Source organism: Nostoc sp. NMS8 (assembly GCF_017115045.1).
Taxonomy (GTDB): Bacteria; Cyanobacteriota; Cyanobacteriia; order Cyanobacteriales; family Nostocaceae; genus Nostoc.
In genome coordinates, this window is sequence record NZ_JABXKK010000035.1 from 41,108 (window position 1) to 63,858 (window position 22,751).

The 22,751-nt window shown below is 43.2% G+C and carries 17 protein-coding genes; 9 read left to right on the forward strand and 8 right to left on the reverse strand.

The features are described 5' to 3' along the window. Positions 1–3 precede the first annotated feature (3 nt). Positions 4–522 carry a CDP-diacylglycerol--glycerol-3-phosphate 3-phosphatidyltransferase gene (gene pgsA, locus HWQ39_RS05030; protein WP_292842239.1) on the reverse strand — a complete coding sequence of 173 codons (519 nt, stop codon included), beginning with the start codon at positions 520–522 and terminating at the stop codon, positions 4–6. Positions 523–702: 180 nt separating this feature from the next. Here pgsA and HWQ39_RS05035 point away from each other — a divergent pair, with 180 nt between their 5' ends. The 7 genes from HWQ39_RS05035 to HWQ39_RS05065 all read left to right on the forward strand — a co-directional run bounded on the left by HWQ39_RS05035 (position 703) and on the right by HWQ39_RS05065 (position 7,117). Continuing rightward, positions 703–2,118, forward strand: coding sequence for an aspartate ammonia-lyase (locus HWQ39_RS05035; protein WP_292842241.1), 1,416 nt, complete (start codon positions 703–705; stop codon positions 2,116–2,118). Between the two features lie 168 nt (positions 2,119–2,286). Next, positions 2,287–3,258, forward strand: a complete 972-nt coding sequence (locus HWQ39_RS05040; RefSeq protein ID WP_292842243.1) for a DUF362 domain-containing protein — start codon at positions 2,287–2,289, stop codon at positions 3,256–3,258. Positions 3,259–4,249: 991 nt separating this feature from the next. After that, on the forward strand, positions 4,250–4,438 hold the full coding sequence (locus HWQ39_RS05045; protein ID WP_292842245.1) for a hypothetical protein: 189 nt from the start codon (positions 4,250–4,252) through the stop codon (positions 4,436–4,438). 440 nt (positions 4,439–4,878) lie between these two features. Further along, complete coding sequence (locus tag HWQ39_RS05050) at positions 4,879–5,391, forward strand: inorganic diphosphatase (RefSeq protein ID WP_292842247.1); 513 nt, start codon at positions 4,879–4,881, stop codon at positions 5,389–5,391. 139 nt (positions 5,392–5,530) lie between these two features. Continuing rightward, positions 5,531–5,914, forward strand: a complete 384-nt coding sequence (gene panD, locus HWQ39_RS05055; RefSeq protein ID WP_292842249.1) for an aspartate 1-decarboxylase — start codon at positions 5,531–5,533, stop codon at positions 5,912–5,914. A gap of 12 nt (positions 5,915–5,926) precedes the next feature. Further along, entirely contained in the window at positions 5,927–6,829 is a 903-nt protein-coding gene (locus HWQ39_RS05060) for an MBL fold metallo-hydrolase (protein WP_292842251.1), read from the forward strand. A gap of 150 nt (positions 6,830–6,979) precedes the next feature. Then, on the forward strand, positions 6,980–7,117 hold the full coding sequence (locus HWQ39_RS05065) for a hypothetical protein (RefSeq protein WP_292842253.1): 138 nt from the start codon (positions 6,980–6,982) through the stop codon (positions 7,115–7,117). Positions 7,118–7,368: 251 nt separating this feature from the next. On the opposite strand, the gene HWQ39_RS05070 is transcribed toward HWQ39_RS05065, so the two are convergent. From HWQ39_RS05070 to HWQ39_RS05090, 5 genes are all read right to left on the reverse strand, one after another. Beyond that, positions 7,369–8,583: an HhoA/HhoB/HtrA family serine endopeptidase gene (locus HWQ39_RS05070; RefSeq protein WP_292842255.1), complete on the reverse strand. Its 1,215-nt coding sequence runs from the start codon at positions 8,581–8,583 to the stop codon at positions 7,369–7,371. A 271-nt stretch (positions 8,584–8,854) separates the two neighbouring features. Then, positions 8,855–10,177, reverse strand: coding sequence for a D-alanyl-D-alanine carboxypeptidase (locus HWQ39_RS05075; RefSeq protein WP_292842257.1), 1,323 nt, complete (start codon positions 10,175–10,177; stop codon positions 8,855–8,857). 562 nt (positions 10,178–10,739) lie between these two features. Then, complete coding sequence (locus tag HWQ39_RS05080) at positions 10,740–11,810, reverse strand: LOG family protein (RefSeq protein WP_292842259.1); 1,071 nt, start codon at positions 11,808–11,810, stop codon at positions 10,740–10,742. Between the two features lie 530 nt (positions 11,811–12,340). Then, complete coding sequence (locus HWQ39_RS05085) at positions 12,341–13,351, reverse strand: pentapeptide repeat-containing protein (protein ID WP_292842261.1); 1,011 nt, start codon at positions 13,349–13,351, stop codon at positions 12,341–12,343. Then, positions 13,320–15,482 carry an NACHT domain-containing protein gene (locus HWQ39_RS05090; RefSeq protein ID WP_292842263.1) on the reverse strand — a complete coding sequence of 721 codons (2,163 nt, stop codon included), beginning with the start codon at positions 15,480–15,482 and terminating at the stop codon, positions 13,320–13,322. The genes HWQ39_RS05085 and HWQ39_RS05090 overlap by 32 nt, the downstream gene beginning before the upstream one ends. A 258-nt stretch (positions 15,483–15,740) precedes the next feature. Between HWQ39_RS05090 and HWQ39_RS05095 the strand changes: the two genes are divergently transcribed. Next, positions 15,741–16,085: a hypothetical protein gene (locus HWQ39_RS05095; protein WP_292842265.1), complete on the forward strand. Its 345-nt coding sequence runs from the start codon at positions 15,741–15,743 to the stop codon at positions 16,083–16,085. Here the strand turns inward: HWQ39_RS05095 and HWQ39_RS05100 are convergent. Further along, positions 16,059–17,831, reverse strand: a complete 1,773-nt coding sequence (locus HWQ39_RS05100; RefSeq protein ID WP_292842267.1) for a pentapeptide repeat-containing protein — start codon at positions 17,829–17,831, stop codon at positions 16,059–16,061. The genes HWQ39_RS05095 and HWQ39_RS05100 overlap by 27 nt on opposite strands. A 774-nt stretch (positions 17,832–18,605) precedes the next feature. Between HWQ39_RS05100 and HWQ39_RS05105 the strand changes: the two genes are divergently transcribed. Then, complete coding sequence (locus tag HWQ39_RS05105; RefSeq protein WP_292842269.1) at positions 18,606–21,620, forward strand: zinc-dependent metalloprotease; 3,015 nt, start codon at positions 18,606–18,608, stop codon at positions 21,618–21,620. 124 nt (positions 21,621–21,744) lie between these two features. Here the strand turns inward: HWQ39_RS05105 and HWQ39_RS05110 are convergent, their stop codons facing one another. Beyond that, positions 21,745–22,479: a DUF1995 family protein gene (locus tag HWQ39_RS05110; RefSeq protein WP_292842271.1), complete on the reverse strand. Its 735-nt coding sequence runs from the start codon at positions 22,477–22,479 to the stop codon at positions 21,745–21,747. Between the last annotated feature and the right edge of the window lie 272 nt (positions 22,480–22,751).

A 22,751-nucleotide genomic window follows, 5' to 3' on the forward strand; every position in this document is an offset into this window, starting at 1 on the left:
TTTTCAATCAGCCATGCTAGCTTTTTGTGGCAAAAGATAAATGACTCCAGAAATTAAAGTCAAGCCAACAGAAATCCAAAAAGCAATCAAAGAGGGAAATTGCCAAACTTCAGGTAGGGGTGCGATCAGAAGTGCGATCGCCACTATTTGACTAACAGTTTTGAGTTTACCCCAAATATTCGCCCCGGTAATTGTCGTTTGATTCACCCGCCAACCTGCGATCGCTAGTTCCCGCGCTAAAATCAAAAACACTCCCCAAGCTGGCACTTTTCCTAGTTCAATAAAAACCAGCAATGGCGCAAGTACCAGAAATTTATCTACTAAGGGATCAAGAAATTTACCCAATTCACTAATTTGGTTGAGTTTTCGCGCCAAATAGCCGTCTAACCAATCAGTCAATGCAGCAACGATAAAAATCGCCAAACAGATCCATCTAGCTTCGGGTGTGGGATTATATAAACCGTAAAGCAGAAATGGTACACCCAGAAGGCGAGAGAAAGTAATCCAGTTGGGTAAAGTCACGTCGCTTCGCTCCGAATTAAAAATTAAAAATTAAAAATTAATAATCTCCAAAAATAAATTTAGTTGCCCTGTTATCAGAAAGAGGCAGGGGGACAAACTTACTACAACTTCTCTTTCTCTCCCCACTTTCCCCCTAAGCGTGGGAAAATCTGTTTTCTGAAGCTCTTTTAAAAGAATACTATGACTGAACACACAGAATTCCGCATCGAACGCGATTCGATGGGCGATCGCCAAATTGCTAGTAGCGTTTATTACGGTATTCAAACGCTGCGGGCTATCGAAAACTTCCCCATTAGCGGCATCAAACCTTTACCTACTTACGTAGATGCGGGATTGATAATTAAAAAAGCTACAGCAATTGTGAATGGAGAACTAAATTGCATTCCCCAAGATATTAGTCAGGCAATTGTCCAAGCAACTGATGAAATCTTAGCTGGGAAGTTCCGGGATCAATTTGTTGTGGATGTTTATCAGGCTGGTGCTGGAACATCCCACCACATGAATGTCAATGAAGTTCTGGCAAATCGCGCCTTAGAAATTCTTGGTGAAGAAAAGGGCAATTACAAACATGTTAGTCCCAATGATCATGTTAATTATGGACAGTCTACCAATGATGTGATCCCTACGGCAATTCGCATTGGTGGATTATTAGCATTATCTAAGACATTACACCCAGCTTTAGAGAAGGCGATCGCATCTTTAGAAAACAAAGCTGTAGAATTTCAAGATATCGTCAAATCTGGCAGAACCCACTTGCAAGACGCTGTACCCGTGCGTTTGGGTGAAAATTTTCGCGCATGGGCGCACATTCTTACAGAGCACCAAAACCGGATTTACACCGCCTCTGGTGATTTAATGGTGCTGGGTTTAGGAGGTAGTGCAGCCGGAACGGGTTTAAATACTCATCCCTTATATCGCGCCCGTGTGGTAGAAGTTCTCTCAGAATTGATTGATACTCCTTTAGAACCTGCGCCCCATCTCATGGCAGCTATGCAGAGTATGGCCCCATTTGTGAACGTTTCTGGTGCTTTACGCAACTTAGCGCAGGATTTAGTCAAAATATCTCACGACTTGCGGCTGATGGATTCGGGGCCAAAAACGGGCTTGAAAGAAATTCAACTGCCTCCAGTGCAACCTGGTTCCTCGATTATGCCAGGTAAATATAACCCAGTCATGGCAGAGATGACATCAATGGTGTGTTTTCAGGTGATGGGTTATGACAGTGCGATCGCATTAGCCGCCCAAGCCGGACAATTAGAATTAAATGTGATGATGCCACTGATTGCTTATAACCTAATTCACAGCATCGAAATTCTGGGTAATACCATCGCTGTCCTTACAGAACGTTGCATTGAGGGAATTTCTGCGAACCAGGAACGTTGTTTAGCTTATGCCGAAGGTAGTTTAGCCTTAGTAACCGCACTAAATACCCACATCGGTTATTTAAATGCCGCAGCTGTGGCCAAAGAATCTTTAGAAACTGGTAAATCTTTACGGCAGATTGTTTTAGAACGAGGATTGATGAGTGAAACAGACTTAGCCACAGTCTTAAATCTAGAACAAATGAGTGGTATCTTACCGCTTAAAACAGAATAATATTTATGGGGCATTGGGAAGAGGCAGAGGGGCGGGGTGCAGGGGGCAAGGGGAAGAATGAAAAATTACCTCCTTCTCCTCTGCTCCCTGCTCCCCGCTCCCTGCTCCCTGCTCCCTGCTCCCTGCTCCCTGCTCCCTGCTCCCCCAATCCCTTATCCCCATCCATCTATGCAGACTCAAAAACCATCTGTTAGTCTAATTCGGGCTACATCTTACGAACAAGAGGCTTTACGAGAATCCTTAGTTACACTGCTAGAACCTTTTGGAGGTATGGCGGCGTTTGTGAAAAAAGGCGATCGCGTTTTACTCAAACCAAATCTACTTACAGGCTCGCGTCCTGGTAAAGAGTGTATCACCCGTGCCGAACTAGTTTACGAAGTTGCCCAGATGGTAATTGAGGTTGGTGGTAAGCCATTTTTGGGCGATAGTCCTGCTTTTGGCAGTGCCAAGGGCGTAGCAGTGGCAAATGGCTATCTACCTATTTTAGAAGAACTCAATCTTCCCATTATCGATTTTCATGGTCAGCGCTACCAAACCGTTAGTGAGAATTTTAACCATCTGCGGCTGTCTAAAGAAGCAATGGAAGCAGACGTAGTAATTAACCTACCGAAAGTGAAATCTCATGCCCAATTGACATTAACACTGGGCGTAAAAAACTTATTTGGTTGTGTCCCCGGCAAAATGAAAGCTTGGTGGCACATGGAAGCTGGAAAAGACGCGGATAGATTTGGTGAAATGTTAGTAGAAACTGCCAGGGCAATTAACCCTAACTTAACCATATTAGATGGGATCATTGGTCATGAAGGAAATGGCCCCAGTAATGGAGAACCTCGCCAACTAGGCATTTTAGCAGCCGCATCAGATATCTTTGCCTTAGATCGGGCAATGGTAGAAATCCTCAATGTTCTTCCAGAACAAGTGCCTACAGTTGCAGCTTCCCAAAGACTAGGAGTTTGTCCAGAACTTGCTGCCATCGAGTTTCCGCATTTAAATCCTGACTTATTAAAAATACAAGATTGGCGGCTACCAGACAATTTAATGCCCATCGATTTTGGTATGCCCCGCGTCATTAAATCTACATTTAAGCATCTTTACACCCGATTTATCAAGGAACCTATGAGTGTTTATGGAAGGGAGTAGGGAATGGGAAGAGGCAGAGGGAAAAGAGTTTTCCCCTCTGCCCATGCACCATGCCCAATCTAATGCAAACTTCGTTACAGCAATTCCATTTATTAGCAGAGTAATCTGTAATTACCCTCCGATTGCTTAACCAGACCGCCCTATGATAGTTAGTGGCGGTTTTTTTAGTTGATTAATTTGTTATGCAGGTTATCTTTTGAGATTTTGATTTATCTAAAAAGTTATACAGATTTAGGATCTAGAAATTGGAATTGGGTATTTTGTTCAAATATGAGCAAAGTCTGGGGATAACCCTCTAGACCACTTTCTAAAACATTTTTTACTCTACCTATATATAGATTGACAAAAATACTGTGATATTACGCAGATTTGAAAATTTAAATCTGAAATATTTTTGAAATATTTGTTTAGTATTATCACTTAATCCATGCTACACAACACAGTTAATGTATCTGTATTTATTCGGTAGTCATGATTGGTTACAAAAATCATTCCTGCCCATTTCTTCTCTAGCTTCAAATATTGTTGTGTATAACTACCGTATAACAATCGAGAATACTGAATATTTATCAGTATCTTTGCGGTTTTGTATCCTGTATCACAAATTAGTAATTCCAGTAAAATGACCTTATCAAAGCCTTTACAGAGATGTTATAATTATGAAGTATCAGACAAATACATTTTGCTAATTAATCTTTAAGCAGCGAAAAAATGTAGTTTATAATGCTGTTAAAGTTAGCTTTAGGTATGCGAACCCTTACACCATACAGGGAAACATCTGAAAATATTAATCACAAAAGAAAACATGATTTGTTGACTTGTAACTTGGTATTAAGAATTTCATGTATAAAAACGCTATTATGACAATTGTAAAACTGGTTTAGCTTGTAAAATGCTACACATTTTACCGTTTAAAAATAGCTACAATAGCATCAAGACTCTCACTCAGAGAGTAGACCTACATAGTGTTACGAAATAACTTCAATTTTGTATGAATTCAAATAGCCAGTCTGCCAATTCTGCCGACACATATTCCCAACGTTTGGCAGACATTGTGGGAACTGCCATCGCTCTGTTGACTCTTACCCTACCCGTATTTGTCATCGCCCACTATTCTTCAACTAATGTTCAAAATAACCCGCAACCACTGATCCAAAACCTACAAGGAAGTAAAGATTGATAAAGCTTTCTAGTAGCTTTTCCCAGCAGGAGAGCTACAAAAAGCAGAACACTGATTTTGAGACGACCTCTGTAGATGTGAATGTAGTTCATCAGAAATAAGCTGAACCAATAAGCTGAATCTGTATTGTGTAACTCCAGATTTCAGAAATCTTGACAGAATAGAGGGCTTTCGTCCTCTAACAGTAATCAAAGGCGGAGGATATCCATAAATACCCTCTTGGAAAAAGCGTTGCGAACTTTCCTCGCAACGCTTTTTCCATCTTTTGGCTAATTCAAGAGAATAGGTTACAGCTTCAAAACTGGATGCTCCCAAAGTTTCATTCCCCAGCCCCCAGAAATAAATACCTTGGGAAGAAAGCCATATTGCCCTAAAATTCTACACGGGGAGCGAAGCTGACTGAGTGCCCCCATGATTCACTGTTATCAGAGGAGTTTTTTGTGGATTTATCTCGTATTCCTGCCCAACCGAAACCTGGTCTAATCAACGTTCTGATTGAAATTGCTGGCGGAAGTAAAAATAAATACGAATACGATAAGGAACTACAAGCTTTTGCTCTAGACCGAGTACTTTATTCCTCGGTACAATATCCTTATGACTACGGCTTTGTACCCAATACTTTGGCTGATGATGGCGATCCCCTAGATGGTATAGTCATAATTGACGAGCCGACCTTTCCAGGTTGTGTTATTGCCGCGCGACCGATTGGCTTTTTGGAGATGATTGACGGTGGCGATCGCGATGAAAAAATCCTTTGTGTTCCTGACAAAGATCCGCGCTACACTCAAGTAAAATCCCTGAAAGACGTAGCACCACACCGCTTAGATGAAATTGCTGAATTTTTCCGTAGTTATAAAAATTTGGAAAAAAAGGTGACTGAAATTCTCGGTTGGCAAGATGTGGACAAGGTTGCAGCTTTAGTAGAAAAATCCGTCAAAGCTTATAGAGGATAATAGAGGAGTTAGGAGTTAGGAGTTAAGAGTTATAAATTTTTATTCCTAACTCCTAACTTCTCACTGTTCACTCCTCACTTCACTTTGATAACTTTCCCTTGTTACGGATTTTAAAATCTGCCACCAACCCCAAACCAGAATGCAGCGTACTCTCCTTTTGGCAAAAATTCATAATTGCACCCTCACAGGGGCGAATATCAACTACGTGGGTAGTATCAGCATTGATGAAATCCTTTTAGAAAAAGCTGGTATTTTACCTTATGAACAGGTGCAAGTAGTTAATAGTGCCAACGGTCAGCGCTTTATTACCTATGCGATCCCGGCTCCAGCCCATTCAGGAGTAATTGAGTTAAATGGGGGTGCGGCACGTCTAGGCATTATTGGCGATCGCTTGATTATAATGACTTACGGGCAGTTCCCTCCAGAAGAGGTAAAAAGTTACTCTCCTACGGTAGTCATTGTGGACGAAAAAAACAGGTTATTGGAAGTACGGCGCTACGATGACCTGCTCAGTAAGGTCTAATTTTCAAGAAAAATGTCAAATTTTGAGTTGTTGGGTTCCCAAAGCTACATACCTGAAAAGTCTGCTACCCTGTCGAGTAGTCAAGCAGGTGAATTTCTCGTGCAATTCTGGGGTGTAAGAGGCTTGATTCCCACCCCAAGTAGCGACACTAACCGTTATGGTGGTAATACTGCTTGTGTAGAAATGCAGGTAGCTGGAAAACGCTTAATTTTTGATGGCGGCACTGGTTTACGGATACTGGGTAAAACTTGGCAAGAACTACAACAGCCATTAGAAGCCTATTTATTTTTTACCAACTGCCAATCAAACCGAATTCAAGGGTTTCCCTTTTTTGCGCCTGCATTTATTGGAGAAAATTGCTTCCATATTTACGGCACAGCTGCCTCAAATGGAGCCTCAATCAAACAATGCCTGTACGATCAGATGCTCCAGCCACACTTTCCTTACCCTTTACAGGTAATGCAGTCAGAATTGCAGTTTTACAATTTGACTCCAGACAGTGATGTGAAGTTAGATGATATCACTATTACAACTGCATTAATTAATCAAACTCAGCGGTCAGTTGGCTACCGAGTTACTTGGCAAGAATGTAATGTTGCTTACATCACGGATTTGCACCAGAATGCCGATCAAGTGGAGCGAGAGCGGATTTTAGAGTTTATTAAAGGTGTTGACTTGCTGATTGCCAATGCTACTTATACTCCACCGACATCTCACAACCATGACTCTGCTGATTTACTCTGGCAAGCTGCGGTGAATGCAGCTCTGAATGCTGGCGTTAAACGGCTAGCCATTTCTCATCATCACCCAGATGACCATGATGATTTTCTTGACCAGGTTCAAGTAGATGTTAAATCTGCTTTTCCTCAAGCCATAATAGCCCGTGAAGGTCTAGTATTAGTTGTTGGTAAGTGATTATTTATTGGCATTTTTTAATCAGTGGTAGAGTGATGCTTACGGTGGCAAGCTACCCACAAGCACTGATTTGTCAATTCACTTTTCTGTTGAGATCGCGCGATCTGGTGTATAAAGGCGGATTGTCTCAAACGAGCATTTCGTAGGTTTGTGAAGCGAAATACTGAACTCCAGCAACGCATTGAAGACACTCTTCAACAAATGGAAGCAGATGTATTTGCCCCAGCCTTAAGCGAATGGAATGAGACTGTTGCTCAATTCACGGTGGGTTTGACTCCTCACCCCTAAAACATTGGTTTGGCGTTGCTTTCCCGCCCTGAAATAAATTTCGGGCTAATAGCTCAAGTCCGTTTCAACGGACTGAAATCAGAGTAATCAGGAATGATGGGTTAGACCTCCTATTAATTCGCCAACAGTCTCATAGAATTCGCAGCTACATTGGCATTCTCCGCCTCCGCGGACTAGGAAAAAATTAAGGGTTTGAAACCCACGGAGGTGGGTTTTGTTTGTGTAGACGCGGTTTGTAACCGCCCTTTTAACTAAGAAGCATTTTGCAACTCAGCTGTGCGGACTGAAAGCTGCTGTGTCTGATTACCTCGTTGCAGTTTCACCTGTAATATTTGACCAAGGCGACTGTCTTCCACAAGATTCTGCAATTGTTCAGCACTGGTAATTGCTTTACCATCAACTTGCAGAATGACATCCCCGCGCCGGATACCCGCAGATGCCGCTGGAGAATTGGGGACAACTCGCATGACAAAAACACCATTAATTTCTGGTATCTGAATCGGAGAGTTGGGATCGATGTTATTTTGCTTGGCGAGATCGGGTGTTAAAGTTAGCATTTGCACACCTAGATAAGGGTGAGCAACTTTGCCATCACGTTGCAGTTGGGCAGCGATCGCTTTAGCTTTATCAATAGGAATGGCAAACCCAATACCCATTGCGTCAGGGCGAATGGCTGTGTTAATGCCAATCACTTCACCTAGACCATTTAATAATGGCCCGCCAGAGTTACCAGGGTTAATAGCGGCGTCTGTCTGAATGAAGTCTAAGCGTTTGTCACTAATGCCGACTTGGGCGCTAGAACGTTTCAGGGTACTGACAATTCCCAAAGTAACGGTATTATCAAATCCTAAAGGATTACCAACTGCGATCGCCCAGTCTCCTACTTGTACATTACTAGAAGAACCTAAGGGCGCCACTGGTAAATCGTTACCAGCGTTAATCTTGACTACTGCCAAATCTGTGACTTCATCAATACCTTGAACTTTCCCTTCAAAGGTGCGGCCATCTTTGAGTCGGACTGTTACTTTATCAGCTTTATCAACCACATGAGCATTAGTCAGAACTAACCCGCTTTTGTCGATAATGAAACCTGAGCCTAAACCGCGTAACTGCTCAGAAGGAACCTGTTGAGAAAAACCTTCACCAAAAAACCGACGGAAAAAGGGATCTTCTGAAAATGGATCGACGCGGCGAGTAATTGTTCGCTCAGTATCAATACGGACAACTGCTGAACCAACACGGTTTACTGCTGCGGTCACAAAGCTAGTGCTACCGATGGCAGCACTAGCTGGTGATTGCCGTTGAGCAATGAGGTTTGAAGTATCTCCACTAGTTCCTGTGGGTGCTGGCTCGGCTTGGGAGGGTAATACCTGCAATGTGCTAACGGTTAGCAGAACTCCTAGCGCGATCGCTAAAACATGAGTACTGAGTTTACGTAAAGACCGAGATAATTTGGGAAATCGCATAATCAGAACCTAATTTATAAGCCTAATTGTTGCTTAGTTGTGACAAATCTATTTACAGTTATTTTTACTTCAGGCCTCGCTTGCTCTTTCCAAGACTGGGGTTAGGTTAGGGCATTTTGCGAGTTACCTGTAATCAACTTAATAGAAAATTTCACCCAAAAGCTATTATGGACATTTCCCCTTTACAAGTTCGGTTTTTACCCATCAATAAAACTTTTGGATTGCTACAAGACGGACTCACTGTCTATCCTAACTGTGGACTATGAATGAACTAACTTTTGTATAAGATTTCATTCCGATTAGCTGCACCTAGCTGGGGTAAAGTATTGATGACTGAGTGGGGAGTCAGGGCAATAGGAACGGTGGGAGGTTGTTGTAATTGTTTGACAACACTTTGCAGTAGTTGGTCTTGTCCAGTACGGAAACCCCAAACATTTGTCCCACGGTTGATAATCGCAAACCAAACCAAACCGCGATCGCGTGTAGGCATCACTCCTGCTAAGGCGCTTACATCCCGGAGAGTACCAGTTTTGATCACAGTCGCCAGGGGAATATGTCTAGTGTGTAATGTCCCTCGGTGATCGAATCCAGACATGGGGAACAAATCAGCTAGATTCAATTGATGGGCAGATGCCTCAGCTTGAATAGCCATAAACATGGCACAAACAGCCCTGGGAGAAATGCGATTTTCGGGGCCCAGTCCAGAACCATTGATTAACTGAATTTCCACCTGTGGCACTCTAGCCAGGTTAGCAGCAGTTGATTGCACTACAGCTGCTCCTCCTACTGAGTCGGCCAGCATCTCTGCCATATCGTTATTACTGTAAACATTCATTTCCTTAAGCAGTTGCTTTAAGGGCAATGAGCGATGACGCAGTAACAAAGTTTGTTGAGGGTTTGGTTGTGCCTCAACTTTCACGCCGCCGGAAATCACAACTTGAGGCTTGGGCGTTCCCTTGGGCATGATTGAGTATGTATAAAGAGCGGGACGACCCCAAGTCGCGCGATTTAGGGTTTGCTTGAGCATTAAACCCGCCAGCATCGGCTGACGTTGGAAATTCATGGCAAAATTGCCACTAATGATCAAATTCCCCTTTACCTGCTTAATGCCCATTTTATTGAGAGTATTACCAAGAGCGATCGCTTCTTCCCAAACAAACAAAGGATCGCCACGGCCAGCAACGACCAAATCGCCCTGCACAACTCCATTTACCACAGGCCCAGTTACGCTTACCAAAGTATCAAATTGGTAATCTGGCCCCCAAGTTTTCAAAGCAACTAGTGAAGTGGCAATTTTGGTTAAAGAAGCAGCCGGTAGAGGAGTCGTACCTTGGTGATTCGCCATCAGCATCGGCCCCGACTGCATCCAAATGCCCTGACTCTCAGCCAGATTTTGCGCCACCACCTTTGAGGTTATGAGCTTTTTCAGATATTCCTGCACCGTAGTCGCACCAGCTGGATTTGGATCGGGGGCAAGAACCAAGCCAGGGCTACTTTGCCAAGTTAGTGCATCTAAGGCATCTAGAGGCTTGATTTGTACCCCAGCCATTTCCAGCCAAAGCGACACCAAACCTGAACCCAATAATTCCAGCATCTTTTATTCCTCTGTCAGGATTTGAAACGTTGTTTACTGTGCTAATATACAAGTTTTTTTAAGACAATCAGTATTGAGTCATAATAACTGGTGTTTTTCCCATCTGTAAGTAGTGGTCTGTCAAATTCATTTTGACGGTTAGAGAGACGCGATTTATCGCCGTCTCTACAGGTAATTTATCCGTAAATTAGTTCTTGACAGACCAGTAAGGTGAATAATATTGTTTTTGTGGCTCTTTGGAAAATGCCAAAGTGTCCATTGCTCATGAACCTATCCGCATGAGATTTTTCAAAAAAATACTTAGAGGATGTTTGAAAAGTCCTTTTGTCGGTAACAAAACATTCTAGATCCCCCTAAATCCCCCTTTTTAAGGGGGACTTTGATTCCGGTTCCCCCCTTTTTAAGGGGGGTTAGGGGGGATCTAAACGTGCCTAAAATCACAGTGAAAAACTTTTAAAACATCCTCTTAAGATTAATTTTTCGGGGCTGCTAGATCCCCGACTTCTTCAAGAAGTCGGGGATCTGAACACCACTAACCTCTCAAAACTTTTGGGACAGACTACTACTTTCTTTCTGGATGCGCTGCATCCTCTGATGAAGGAGTACCCATCTGGTTAATTATGGCAATCATTTGATACAAGCGCCCTAAGTCGCGTTGATTGAAGTGCAAAATCAGGCGGGGTAGTCCAACAGTTTCATCTTGGGCTTCTTGAGGTAATGCCTGACTTTTTTCAATTCGTCCTTGAACAATAATGTCGCTAAAATCAGCATTGAGTCGCTCTACAAGTGCGTCTGATATATCTGTCTTCAAGCGGATGACTAACTTATTGCCGACATATCTAGAGGAGTGATAAACCTGGTAAAAACGGGTGATAGCGTCGCAAGCCACATCCAGTTTGTCTGTCACCGTGTAAAGGCTGGGATCTTCAGGACTGACAAGGCGGTTTTTTACTAGTTGCTTATCGATATATTCGCTCCAAGAGCGCCAGTAATCACCACCAGGGCGATCGATTAAAACTAGAGGTACTGGGCCAAATTTACCATTCTGGGTCAATGTCATACATTCAAAAGCTTCATCTTGAGTGCCAAAGCCTCCTGGAAACAAGGCGACAGCATCACTTTCTTTGAGGAGAAACAGCTTGCGGGTAAAGAAATATTTGAAGTTAATTAGCTTGGGATCACCTTCTATAAAAGGGTTTGCTTCCTGTTCAAAGGGTAGTTGAATGTTTAATCCAAAGGAATTTTCTCGCCCAGCCCCTTCATGACCCGCCTGCATGATTCCAGCACCGCCGCCAGTCATCACCATAAATCCTAATTGCGAAATAGCACGAGCAAACTCAAGGGCCATTTGGTACTCTGGTGTATCTGGCGCTAGACGAGCAGAGCCGAAAATGGTGACTTTGCGAACGTGTCGGTAATCGTAAAAAAGCTGGAAACCGCGCTCCATATCTGCTAATGCAGCCGACAAGATTTTCCAATCGAGACGCTCAATTTCGGTATCAGCAAGACGAATAATAGTAGCAAGTGCTTGCTGAATAAATTGCCGATTTTTTAATGTCGGTAAACGAGCGATTAATTCAGCGATATCCGCCTGTAAAGACTCTAATGTGTCAAACGACGCAGATGAGGTCATGAGAACTGCTACAACAATGGCACTATATTCTACGTGAACTACTCACACTCTAGCAAGCGCGATATAACCCTCTGATGTAGAGTTAGCAAGCTCAGAACTGGCTTTGAGGTAGTATTGCTCATTAATCAAGCTGAGATGCCCATCTTTTGAGATTGGAACTTGGCAGTTGGTGTTCGGAACTCGGCAGTTGGTGTTCAGAACTCGGAAAGTCGTGTTCGGAACTCGGCAGTTGGTGTTCAGAACTCGGAAGTTGGTGTTCGGAACTCGGAAGTTGGTGTTCGGAACTCGGAAAGTCGTGTTCGGAACTCGGAAGATGATATTCACCGTGAGTTTGACGAACCTCTCCCTGTCTTGAACTTTAGTTCAAGTCTGTCCCTCTCCGAGTCGGAGAGGGACGGTTTTGCGTAGTAAAACCAGGGAGAGGTCTTTTCTTTCATTGAGCTAATTAGGCGGACACTATATGAGCCGTCGAATCACGTTCAATACAGTTATATAACGATTCTCTCCTGCTCCTTTGCTCCCACCTGTTCTTAACTCAACCCCAACTGTTGCTTTAAGGCTTTTGGCACATTCTTTGCTGTATCCAGCCCTTTCACATTTTCCCAATTTGTATTTTCATCCCAGCGGATATTTCCAAAAAATTCATCGCTGAGGTTTGCGTGGCTGAGGTTTGCGTGGCTGAGGTTTGCGTGGCTGAGGTTTGCGTGGCTGAGGTCTGCGCCGCTGAGGTTTGCGTGGCTGAGGTTTGCGTGGCTGAGGTCTGCGCCGCTGAGGTCTGTGCCGCTGAGGTCTGTACCCCTGAGGTTTGCGTGGCTGAGGTTTGCGTGGCTGAGGTTTGCGTGGCTGAGGTTTGCGCCCCTGAGGTCTGTGCCGCTGAGGTATGCGCGGCTGAGGTCTGTGCCCCTGAGGTCTGCGCCGTCGAGGTCTGTGCCCCTAAGATCTGCGCCACTGAGGTCTGTGCCCCTGAGGTTTGCGCTCCTGAGGTCTGTGTCACTGAGGTTTGCGCCCCTGAGGTCTGTGCCCCTGAGGTCTGTACCCTTGAAGTCTGTGCCCCTGAAGTCTGTGCCCCTGAGGTCTGCGCGGCTGAGGTTTACGCCCCTGAGGTATGCGTCTCTGAGGTATGCGCCGCCGAGGTTTGCGCGGCTGAGGTTTGCGCGGCTGAGGTTTGCGCGGCTGAGGTCTGCGCGGTTGAGGTCTGCGCCGCTGAGGTTTGCGCTGCTGAGGAATTGTCCAACTACACTATTAAAAGTTCCAAACTGAACGCAATCACTGTAGTTAATGATGCGAAGCAGTTGGACTGTCCAAGAATTTCTTTCTGGTTGACCAGATGGATAGAAAATAATTTGTTGTTTAAGATCATCTCGCCCTTTAGCAAAGCGGTGCAACTCCAAAAGCAAAATCATCACATTCAACCCAGCATAAATATCCACCTGACGCTGACCTAGCCCTTGAATTCCATAGTTTTGCAACTGTCGCAGCTTTTTCTGGGGCAAAGTCTCTTCAGCAGAGTCAATAAATTTTCCCTTTACACCAGTTACCATAAAACTTTTCTAAGCGCTTAAATAACTGCTCCCAAGGAAAATCTTGACTTTCAGTCAACAACCCCATCAAATATTCCACAATTTCTGATGTGAGTCTGCCAAAACCTAGCAAATCATAAATTTGCCAATTCATTTGAGCTTCAGGAATAATTAGTTGTTTTCCGTCTTCTGCTTCGTAGTATTGTGTCCAAGCTTTCAGACGGGTTTTCAGGCGTTCAGCAAAGAGAAATTCGCCAAAACTCTTATGAAAAAACTCAACCCCACCCTCCTGTTTATCAGCAGGACGAATGTAAAAAGCAGCTAAAGCTGTCTTGAGCGCTTCGTTACCCAGTTTTTCTTTAGCTTTTTCAATTAAGGCTTTTGCTGTTTCGTCGTCTTGCAAACGTGCTTCTAACATTGACATGGAAGCAAATTCACCTCCCGACTGCACAACACAAACAGCCGCTTCTGTGAGAATACGTTTTAAATCTTCGGGTTTTTGTTGGGTTAATTCAATATTTAAATTAGTCCCATCCGCTTCCGATCGCTGTTTTGTCAGTACCCAGTTTAAAGCCTCCTGGTAAATCACAATTTTGGCTGTGCTATGGCTGGCTTGCTCTAATTTATCAATTGCCAATTTACCATCTCGATACATTGCCGCTAACAAATAAAGCAAGAGCGGCTCTTGGGCTAATTTTGTCACCTCAGATGGACATTTATCACTTTGTAAAAACTGCCAAAATGCCGCGGTTTTGCCTTTATTAGCTGGTAATTCTTCCCACTTATCCAACCATTTTTGTTGGAGTTGTCCATCCATTTCGACAATTTCCACTCGCTCTAAATTGCGAGGCAAGTGAGGGATACCTTGTAAAGACATCGACCTACCAGTGATGATCACCCGATGTCCCATTTCGCGGTAACTTTTACATTCCTGTTGAAATCCAGAGACTTGTTTGATAAATGCTTCCAGGTTGAGGTTAGTTCTAGCCTCAATATGCAGTTCATCAAATCCATCAAGGATAAACAAGAAACGGGTGTTTTTATTTGTCAACCAGTTTTTATCGCTTTGAATAAAACTAATTTTTAGTTCTGCTTCTAAAGTGTTTTCTAAACGCGATTCAAAGGAGTCTAAATCCCTTAAACGAATTAAAATCGGTGTCCAGATGGGATGCAAATGCTGCCGCACCCAATCAGAAAACATCCGACAGAAGACACTTTTGCCTCTTCCTGGGCCTCCTTGAACAAATATCACTTGTTCTAGATTATTTGGATTTAGTAGATTTTCCTTAGCCCATGTTTCTAAATCTAAGGAGTCTGATTTTTGATCTATCTCACCATTTTTATCTACAGGTTTGGCTTTTAAAGGTACGTAAATATCTTGAAATGAGAAACTTTCGTCAAAAACTAAGTCTAAAGGCTTGCTAGAAATATGAGTTTTTAGATATTCATCAATGCTGGAGAATTTTTGCTGTTCTTTCTGCCAGTCTCCAAAGGAAGGTTGAATTATATTTTTGATAGCATCGCCTGATTCTATCCAGGCTTTAATTATGTAGCGGTGAGTATTCCAAGCTACTCGTTGCGTCAAAATATTAGCATTAGCCTTAGGGATGTTTGCTGCTGCTAACTGCGCTAATAAAACTTGATTAAATACTTTCGCTAATTCTGAATCGTGGAAACAGGCTATAACATTGCTGGCACTTTCATAATCTAATTCAAGATCATTGAGCTTTTGTAGTTGTTTGGTTAGTGTTTTCTTAATATTGGGATCAGCATCCCAGTTAATAGATGGATATAAGGATAAAATTTCTTTGATACTTTCTAAATAAGCAGCTTGACTAACTATAAATACACAGTCTTCTAGAGAAGGATCTTGTTTAGTTATGTCGCGGGAATACTTCAGCAAGGCTATTCCAAGCGGCACGAATGGCAAACCCGCACCCACTACCTGCGCTAAGGGCGAACACAACACATCTAGCAGTGAAGATGAGTTTTGTAACAGAGGTTTCAATAGTTCTAGGCTGGCACCTTGTTCTTTAAAGGTGTTTGCAGCTTCTAAAACTGCTTTGCCAGTCTCAACTGTGGTGGTTAAAGTCTCTCCGACTGAGAAGGATTGCCGAAATTTCTGCCAGGTTTGCGATAAACGCTTGTTCATTCGCTGGGACTCTTGTAATTACTGATTATTTAGAGTCTAGTGTAAAATTTGGGGTTGATGGGTGTAGAAAGAATGACGAACCGCAAAGGCGCAGAGGACACGGAGGAAGAGAAAAGGCGATCGCATCGTGCTAATAATTAGGCATTAGCTATTTCTGAGTTCATCATTCAAGCTAAGATATCCATAGATGGTGTTCAGAACTCGGAAGATGGTCTTCGGAACTCGGAAAGTCGTGTTCAGAACTCGGAAGTTGCACCTTTGAACTCGGAAGTTGCACCTTTGAACTCGGAAGTTGCACTTTTGAACTCGGAAGTTGCACCTTTGAACTCGGAAGTTGCACCTTTGAACTCGGAAGTTGCACCTTTGAACTTGGAAGTTGCACTTTTGAACTCGGAAGTTGCACCTTTGAACTCGGAAGTTGGTGTTCAAAGCTTGGGTTTTACTTTTCCCCTCGTGGCATTGCATAATTGCGGGGTGATTTGGCAACTTCCTTTCATTCCCCCCTGCTTCAAGAGCCTCAAGAACCTCCAGAGCTTGCTCCAATTCATCCCACTGTTCTGCAACGTCCCCTTCATCTCAATTCAGTCCCAGTTCTTCTTTTAATGCCTCTGGCACATTCACTGCTGTCTCTAATCCCCGTACACCTTCCCACTGCTGCTTTTTACCCCAGTTCATTTGTTCCATATTGGCGTCGCTGAGGTCTGCACCACCCAGAATGGCATAGCTGAGATTGCTATGGCTAAGATCCGCGCCGTTGAGAATAGCACCACTGAGGTTACTGCCACTGAGGTTAGCACTCTTAAGGTTGGCATAGCTAAGGTCTGTACCGAACAGGATGGCGTCGGTGAGGTCGGCACCACTGAGGTCGGCGTCGTTAAGAATCACGCCGCTGAGGTCGGCTTCGTTGAGAATTACCCGACTGAGGTCTACACCGCTGAGGTCAGCGCCTAAGAACATTGCCCCGTTAAGTCTGGCATTGTTAAGTTTGGCACCGTTAAGTTTGGCGTAGCTGAGGTCTGCTGCAACAAGGATGGCATCACTCAGGTTGGTACTGAAAAGAATTGTGTCGCTGAGGTTACTACCGTTGAGGATGGCGTGACTCAAATCAGCACCACTGAGGTCGGCGCGGCAAAGGTCAGCATGGCTGAGGCTGACGCTGCTAAGGTTAGCTTCACTCAGATTCGCACCAAAAAGGATGGCGTTACTTAAGTCAGCATGGCTGAGGTTGCTGCTGCTAATGTCAGCACGACTGAGGTCGGCGCGGCTGAGGTCGGCGCGGCTAATGTTGGTACTGCTGAGGTCGGCGCGGTTGAGGTCGGCGCGGCTAAGATTGGCACAGTTAAGGTTAGCACCGCTGAGGTTGATGCTGCTGAGGTCGGCACCGGTGAGGTTAGCACCGCTAAGATTGGCACCGCTGAGGTTAGCATCACCAAGGTTAGCACCGCTGAGGTTGGCACCGCTGAGGTTGACACCAATTAAGTTGGCATCGCCGAGATAAGCAAGGCTTAGATCAGCACCGCTAAAGTCTGCCCCGGTGAGGTTAGCATCACCCAGGTAAGCACTCCGAAAGTTGCCGCCTTTAAGGAATTGCCCAACTATGCTGGAAAAGTTGCCAATTTCCAGGGCATCGCTATAGTTGATAATCCGCAACAGTTGGGATGTGAAAAAATTATCTGTGTCTGGTTGATCTGATGGATAGAAGGTGATTTTTTGTTTGAGTTCATCTCGTTCTTGGGCGTAGCGGTGTAACTCTAACAGTAAAATCAGTACGTTCAGCCCTGTATATATGTCTACCTGTCTCAACCCAATCGCAATATGTTGTTGTGCCGCCAACTTTAACTTTGTTTTCTGAGGCAGGTTATCATCTGGTGTCCCATCGATAAATTCTCCCTGACACCAACGACGATAAAAATCTTCTAGCCGCCCAAAAAGCAATTCTGGGCGAATTTTTTTATCAGTCACAATCAATTCCATGAGTTGGCTGACTATTTCTGGTTTCAAGGCAGCATTGCCCAATAAATCATAAATCTCTTCATGCATCTGGCGATCGCACACTCTAAAACAAATCCCAGATGGTAAAGTGCCCAATGCGCGATCGTCGCTCTTAGAAGTCAAACCGCTGTTGTCTAGTATTGTCCATTCTTCTAAGCTTTCTTGCAGTCTTGGAGAGTATAAATATTCCTGTAAATTATCTTGAGTAAACTTAATGCTTTTGTCTACTTTAATACTTTTTCCTAGAGGTAAAACTGCTTCGGTTTCTGGCGATGTGGTCTTTGGCATTTCTTGCAACCTTGTACCCCTCACATAATTTCTCAGCAATTGCCAGACTTGAGATAAATATGTTGACATTTCTGTGTCCGTTGTTACATTTAAGTTACTGTTTTGATAATCCTGAATTAAAAATTTTTCTATGCTAGTTTGCTTTTCATTGCTACAAATTAATAGTATAAATAAATACTATAGTAAAAAATCATGAGTTAGCGATGTCTACACCAGACGAGTTTTTGTGAGTTTGGCAAAGACCTTTCTGGATGATAGCTTCTTGCTTACCTGTAGTCGCTTTCAGATGCTTCTCCTGATGTCAATAAAGTGTTAGCTTCAAAATCCTTTCAAAAATCAAGTAATTTCCATGTTTTGGTTAATTTGTTATACTTTCTTCCCAAGAAATTTACTAGTCTGATGTAAAAATAATACTTACTGTTTCTTGGAGACACAATTGTTAGGGAAAATCCTACACTAAAACAGCACAACAAAGCTGAAAAATGGCAACTAAAATTTCAGTCAAACGATTTTGGATTTACCCTGACCACCAGGATACAGGGGTTGATGATTTTGGCTTGACGATAGCTTTGCATTAGTGAGTCAGATGTTACGCACAGTTGCTAATCTTCTCTGGGAGATGCTGCACGAATACTATCAAGGGTCACGAAGGCCTTTTTGGTTGACCCTGACTACAAGGGTCGAAGCAGTACCAAAAACTTTTTTAATCCAAAATCAAAAATTGGCGCGATCGCAAGTTTGCTGCTTAATATAAAGCAGCTAAGAGAATCAGCAGAGTCCAGGCTGCATAGCTTTGCAAAAGTTAAAAATTAACTGCGGGATAGTTATTAGGGAATAAATGCGATGAAGAAATTAACTTTTTATATAATTTTGTTACATGGTTTGTTTTTAGGAGTAACAACGGCTAGCGCTAAGTCACCCTCTGTTAACAGAGTGGATACAGAGTTATCAACTAACCATAAGTTTGTAGAAAGTGTGGTTAAAACCAAAACTGAAGAAAAATCTAATAGTCAGTTAACAACAGAAACTTCTTCAACTAAAATTTCAGCTTTATCACTAACTAATATCAATATTCCTCAGAAACAGAAGCTATCATCAGGGCAAGTTTGGGTAGTTAATCAAAATAAACATGTACAGCCTCAACCATTTATTTGGGTAGTAAAAGATCCCCAAAAAGCAGCACAGCAACCATTTTTGCAAGTTGCAAAACCCCCAGAAAAACCGAATGCAAAGCCTAGTGCTACTGCTAAACCAGTAGCAAAGGATGAATTAGAGCCATTCAACGAAGTAACTAAAGACACCCAAAAGTCAGGGGGATTGTTCACTCTTTATCGCAATAAAGAAAAGAATAAGATTTATCTAGAAATTAAGCCAGAGCAACTTAATAAAAATTACCTAGCTACAGCAACCCTAGAATCGGGTATTGGCGAACGGGGTATTTATAGTGGTATGCCTCTGCAAGATTTTTTGTTTTATTTCCAACGAGTGGATGATAAACTACATTTTGTGATCCGCAATGTGAATTTTCGCACACGTGAGGGAGATCCCCAGGTGCGATCGCTGATGCGATCTTTTAGTGACTCTGTTCTCTACACCGTTTCCATTAAAAGCATTCATCCAGAACGCAAAACTATTCTTATTGACTTGGGAGATCTGTTACTCACAGACTTAGCTGGATTATCTGCAAGTTTAGGAGTTCCAAGCAGCACAGAGCAATCCTATTTTGGTAATGCGAAAGCCTTTCCCCAAAACTTAGAAGTTGAATCAGTTTTGAATTTCTCTGGTAGCGTTGACCGCGACAGTGAAGTAGCAAGCTTTGCATCCCTAGCTGACAACCGTGGTTTTACCCTACGCGTCCACTATAGTCTCTCCCAATTACCCGATCAAGATTATCGACCGCGCCTTGCTGACGATCGCATCGGCTATTTCATCACCGCCTACCAAGATTTATCCAAAGATGATCGCGGCGATTCTTTTGTCCGCTATATAAATCGCTGGCATTTAGAAAAAGCAGATCCGAAAGCAATTATTTCTCGCCCCAAAAAACCAATTGTTTTTTGGATTGATAATGCTGTGCCCTTAGAGTACCGCGACGCGATGAAAGATGGCGTACTTATGTGGAACAAAGCCTTTGTCAAAGCTGGATTCAAGGATGCAATTGAAGTCCGCCAAATGCCCGATGATGCTACCTGGGACCCAGCAGATATTCGTTACAACACAATTCGCTGGATTAACACAGTAGATGGTTATTTTGCAATGGGGCCATCCCGTGTTAATCCATTGACAGGGGAAATTTTAGATGCAGACATTCTCGTAGATGCTAGCTTTATACGGGCACTCAAAAATGAGTATCGTAAAATCGTCCAACCTAGTCAAACAGAAAATCGCACTACCCTATCAGCTTTGATGCAAAATCGTCTACTTTGCACTAATGGTTTAGATGCGAAAAACAATGGTGCTACCCAGAAAATGCCAGGACAACAGGGGTTGTTGAATCGTTTATCGAAAATGGCAGGTGAGTATGATTTATGCTACGGCATGGAAGCTGCTAACCAGTTTGCCTTTGGTTCGCTGGCAATGTCATTGCTGCCAGAAACCATAGCCACTCCCGACCAGGTGAAAGAATATATCAATCAATATTTACGTTTAATCATCGCTCACGAAGTTGGACATACTCTTGGTTTACGTCATAATTTCCGTGGTAGTACACTGCTACCACCCCAGGAAATGAATAATACGGAAATTACGAAAACAAAAGGTTTGACAACTTCCGTAATGGACTATATTCCCCCAAATATTGCTCCTCAAGGTATAAAACAAGGAGATTATTTTCCCAGTGTGGTGGGGCCTTATGATGAATGGGCGATTAAGTACGGCTACACAACAATTAAGACATCAACTCCTCTAGCGGAAAAGCCAATTTTGGAGGAAATCGCTGCACAATCTTATAAGCCAGAGTTGAGTTATTCCACAGATGAAGATGTGTATGACCTTGACCCAACTGCTGATGCTTGGGACAACAGTAACAATGTACTACTTTATTCTCAGTGGCAGTTGAATAATGCGCGGGTGATGTGGGAACGTCTCGATAAACGTTTCCCTATGGCTGGTGATAGTTACAGCGATGTGAGCGAACGTTTTAGCACCGTATTGGGTAACTATTTTCAGCAAATATATTACACCACAAAATACATTGGGGGACAGTCTTTCTATCGCATTCACCCTAGTGAGATACCCTCTGGAGTTACCCAACACCGATTACCATTTGAAGCAGTACCAGTTGAAGAACAGCGCCAAGCTTTAGATACACTACAAAAGTATGTGTTTGCAGAAGATGCCCTAAACTTTTCACCAGAACTACTAAATAAATTAGCACCTTCCCGTTGGCGACATTGGGGTACTTCGCCACAAGTTGGCCGTTTAGATTTTCCAATTCATGACTTGGTGCTATTTATGCAGGGTTCTGTATTACGAGATTTACTTTCAAGCGATCGCCTTTCTCGTCTTAAGGATATCGAACTCAAAACTCCCGAAGGAAAAGCCCTGACTCTACCAGAATTATTTGACACTTTGCAGTCAGGTATTTGGACGGAAGTCATCAAACCAAAAGGTAAACCGATGAAAATTGCCAGTTTGCGGCGAGGCTTGCAGCGGGAATATCTGGACATTTTAACTGGTATGGTATTGCGAAAAGAACATGTTCCAGAAGATGCTCGGACTTTAGCTTGGTATAAACTCAAACAACTAGATGAGAAACTTAAGGGAGTTAATTCCGAGGATGAATATACCAAAGCGCACTTACTAGAAACGCGCGATCGCATCGAGAAAGTTTTAAATGCACCGTTGCAAGCGAATTAAAAAAGATAGAAGTTAGTGCAAATATCGAGGGACTCAGATCCCCGACTTCTTGAAGAAGTCGGGGATCTTTTTGTTCGTAACTCCTGTAAGGATTATGCTGTCAGATAAAAACTTGTGCTTTTTCTTAACTACTCAACGCCTTTAAAAACCTTTGCAAACTCTTAAAAACGCTGGGCTTTCTCGCAGGTGTCGCATCTGTTGTTGTTTGCGGTTGTCCTTTTAAAAGAATCTGATCCAAATCATCACCCGATGGTTTTGTGGGTAACTCCGCAATTCTTTGATATTCGCCATCGGTTTCCAGCCAAACTTCCCACTGTCCTGGGTAGCAGCGAGACAGGGCACTTTGATCGTCTATGGGACGCAAATAATAGCAGGATTCAATGGTATTGGTGAAACGCTCACGAGTTTTTCTGGCTGCATAACCAATGCCCACAACCCCAGAATCTTCTAAACGGGGATTTAACAATACTAAAGGGCGATCGCCTATTACTTCACACAACTTTTCTAACTGCGGCACTTCTACGGCAGTAGGGGCAATGAATAAGAAAATCTCATCCTCTGGCTGAATTTTTGTCTGCAAAGAAGCGGCCCTACCCGTACCAATATCCAAAATTTGAAATGGTGCATCTGCCCAATCACGACGGGCTAGGGCAGCTGCGCCAGCATCAGCAAAGAAAATCTTTAAACGGGAATCATAATCTGTAAACACGGGCAAAAATTGTTCCGCCACCGGCATATACTTCAGTTCTGGGAACAGAAACTCAACTTGCAGACGAGTACAGCCATCTGCAAGGGCAGTTTGGACGGCTACACGAGATTGGGCGATCGCATCTTCAAGACTATTTGGAAGTTCACTCATAATCTGCATGGTTCTCTAGTGTCTACTCCCATTGTTTCAGTATTAGCTCTTAATTAGCAGGACTTACGCAGGTGATATCGCCTAATCCCCTGAAAACCTAGGAAGGATTTGATCAACAGCGCGGGTGAGAAATTTGCTTGTCGCCATTGTGCGATCGCCTTGACTAGTTGAGAAAATATTTTATACCAGTATATTTTCTGGTTTTTTATAACTTTAGTTATATCTCTATTGATTGTTAATAGTGTTTAGCTTGAATATTTCCCTAATATAAA

Bases quoted from the DNA above. Each gene is read 5' to 3' on its own strand.
- HWQ39_RS05035 (WP_292842241.1), top strand. From the start codon at position 703: ATGACTGAACACACAGAATTCCGCATCGAACGCGATTCGATGGGCGAT.
- HWQ39_RS05040 (WP_292842243.1), top strand. From the start codon at position 2,287: ATGCAGACTCAAAAACCATCTGTTAGTCTAATTCGGGCTACATCTTAC.
- HWQ39_RS05045 (WP_292842245.1), top strand. From the start codon at position 4,250: ATGAATTCAAATAGCCAGTCTGCCAATTCTGCCGACACATATTCCCAA.
- panD (WP_292842249.1), top strand. From the start codon at position 5,531: ATGCAGCGTACTCTCCTTTTGGCAAAAATTCATAATTGCACCCTCACA.
- HWQ39_RS05060 (WP_292842251.1), top strand. From the start codon at position 5,927: ATGTCAAATTTTGAGTTGTTGGGTTCCCAAAGCTACATACCTGAAAAG.
- HWQ39_RS05070 (WP_292842255.1), bottom strand. From the start codon at position 8,583: ATGCGATTTCCCAAATTATCTCGGTCTTTACGTAAACTCAGTACTCAT.
- HWQ39_RS05075 (WP_292842257.1), bottom strand. From the start codon at position 10,177: ATGCTGGAATTATTGGGTTCAGGTTTGGTGTCGCTTTGGCTGGAAATG.
- HWQ39_RS05080 (WP_292842259.1), bottom strand. From the start codon at position 11,810: ATGACCTCATCTGCGTCGTTTGACACATTAGAGTCTTTACAGGCGGAT.
- HWQ39_RS05085 (WP_292842261.1), bottom strand. From the start codon at position 13,351: ATGGTAACTGGTGTAAAGGGAAAATTTATTGACTCTGCTGAAGAGACT.
- HWQ39_RS05090 (WP_292842263.1), bottom strand. From the start codon at position 15,482: ATGAACAAGCGTTTATCGCAAACCTGGCAGAAATTTCGGCAATCCTTC.
- HWQ39_RS05100 (WP_292842267.1), bottom strand. From the start codon at position 17,831: ATGTCAACATATTTATCTCAAGTCTGGCAATTGCTGAGAAATTATGTG.
- HWQ39_RS05105 (WP_292842269.1), top strand. From the start codon at position 18,606: ATGAAGAAATTAACTTTTTATATAATTTTGTTACATGGTTTGTTTTTA.
- HWQ39_RS05110 (WP_292842271.1), bottom strand. From the start codon at position 22,479: ATGAGTGAACTTCCAAATAGTCTTGAAGATGCGATCGCCCAATCTCGT.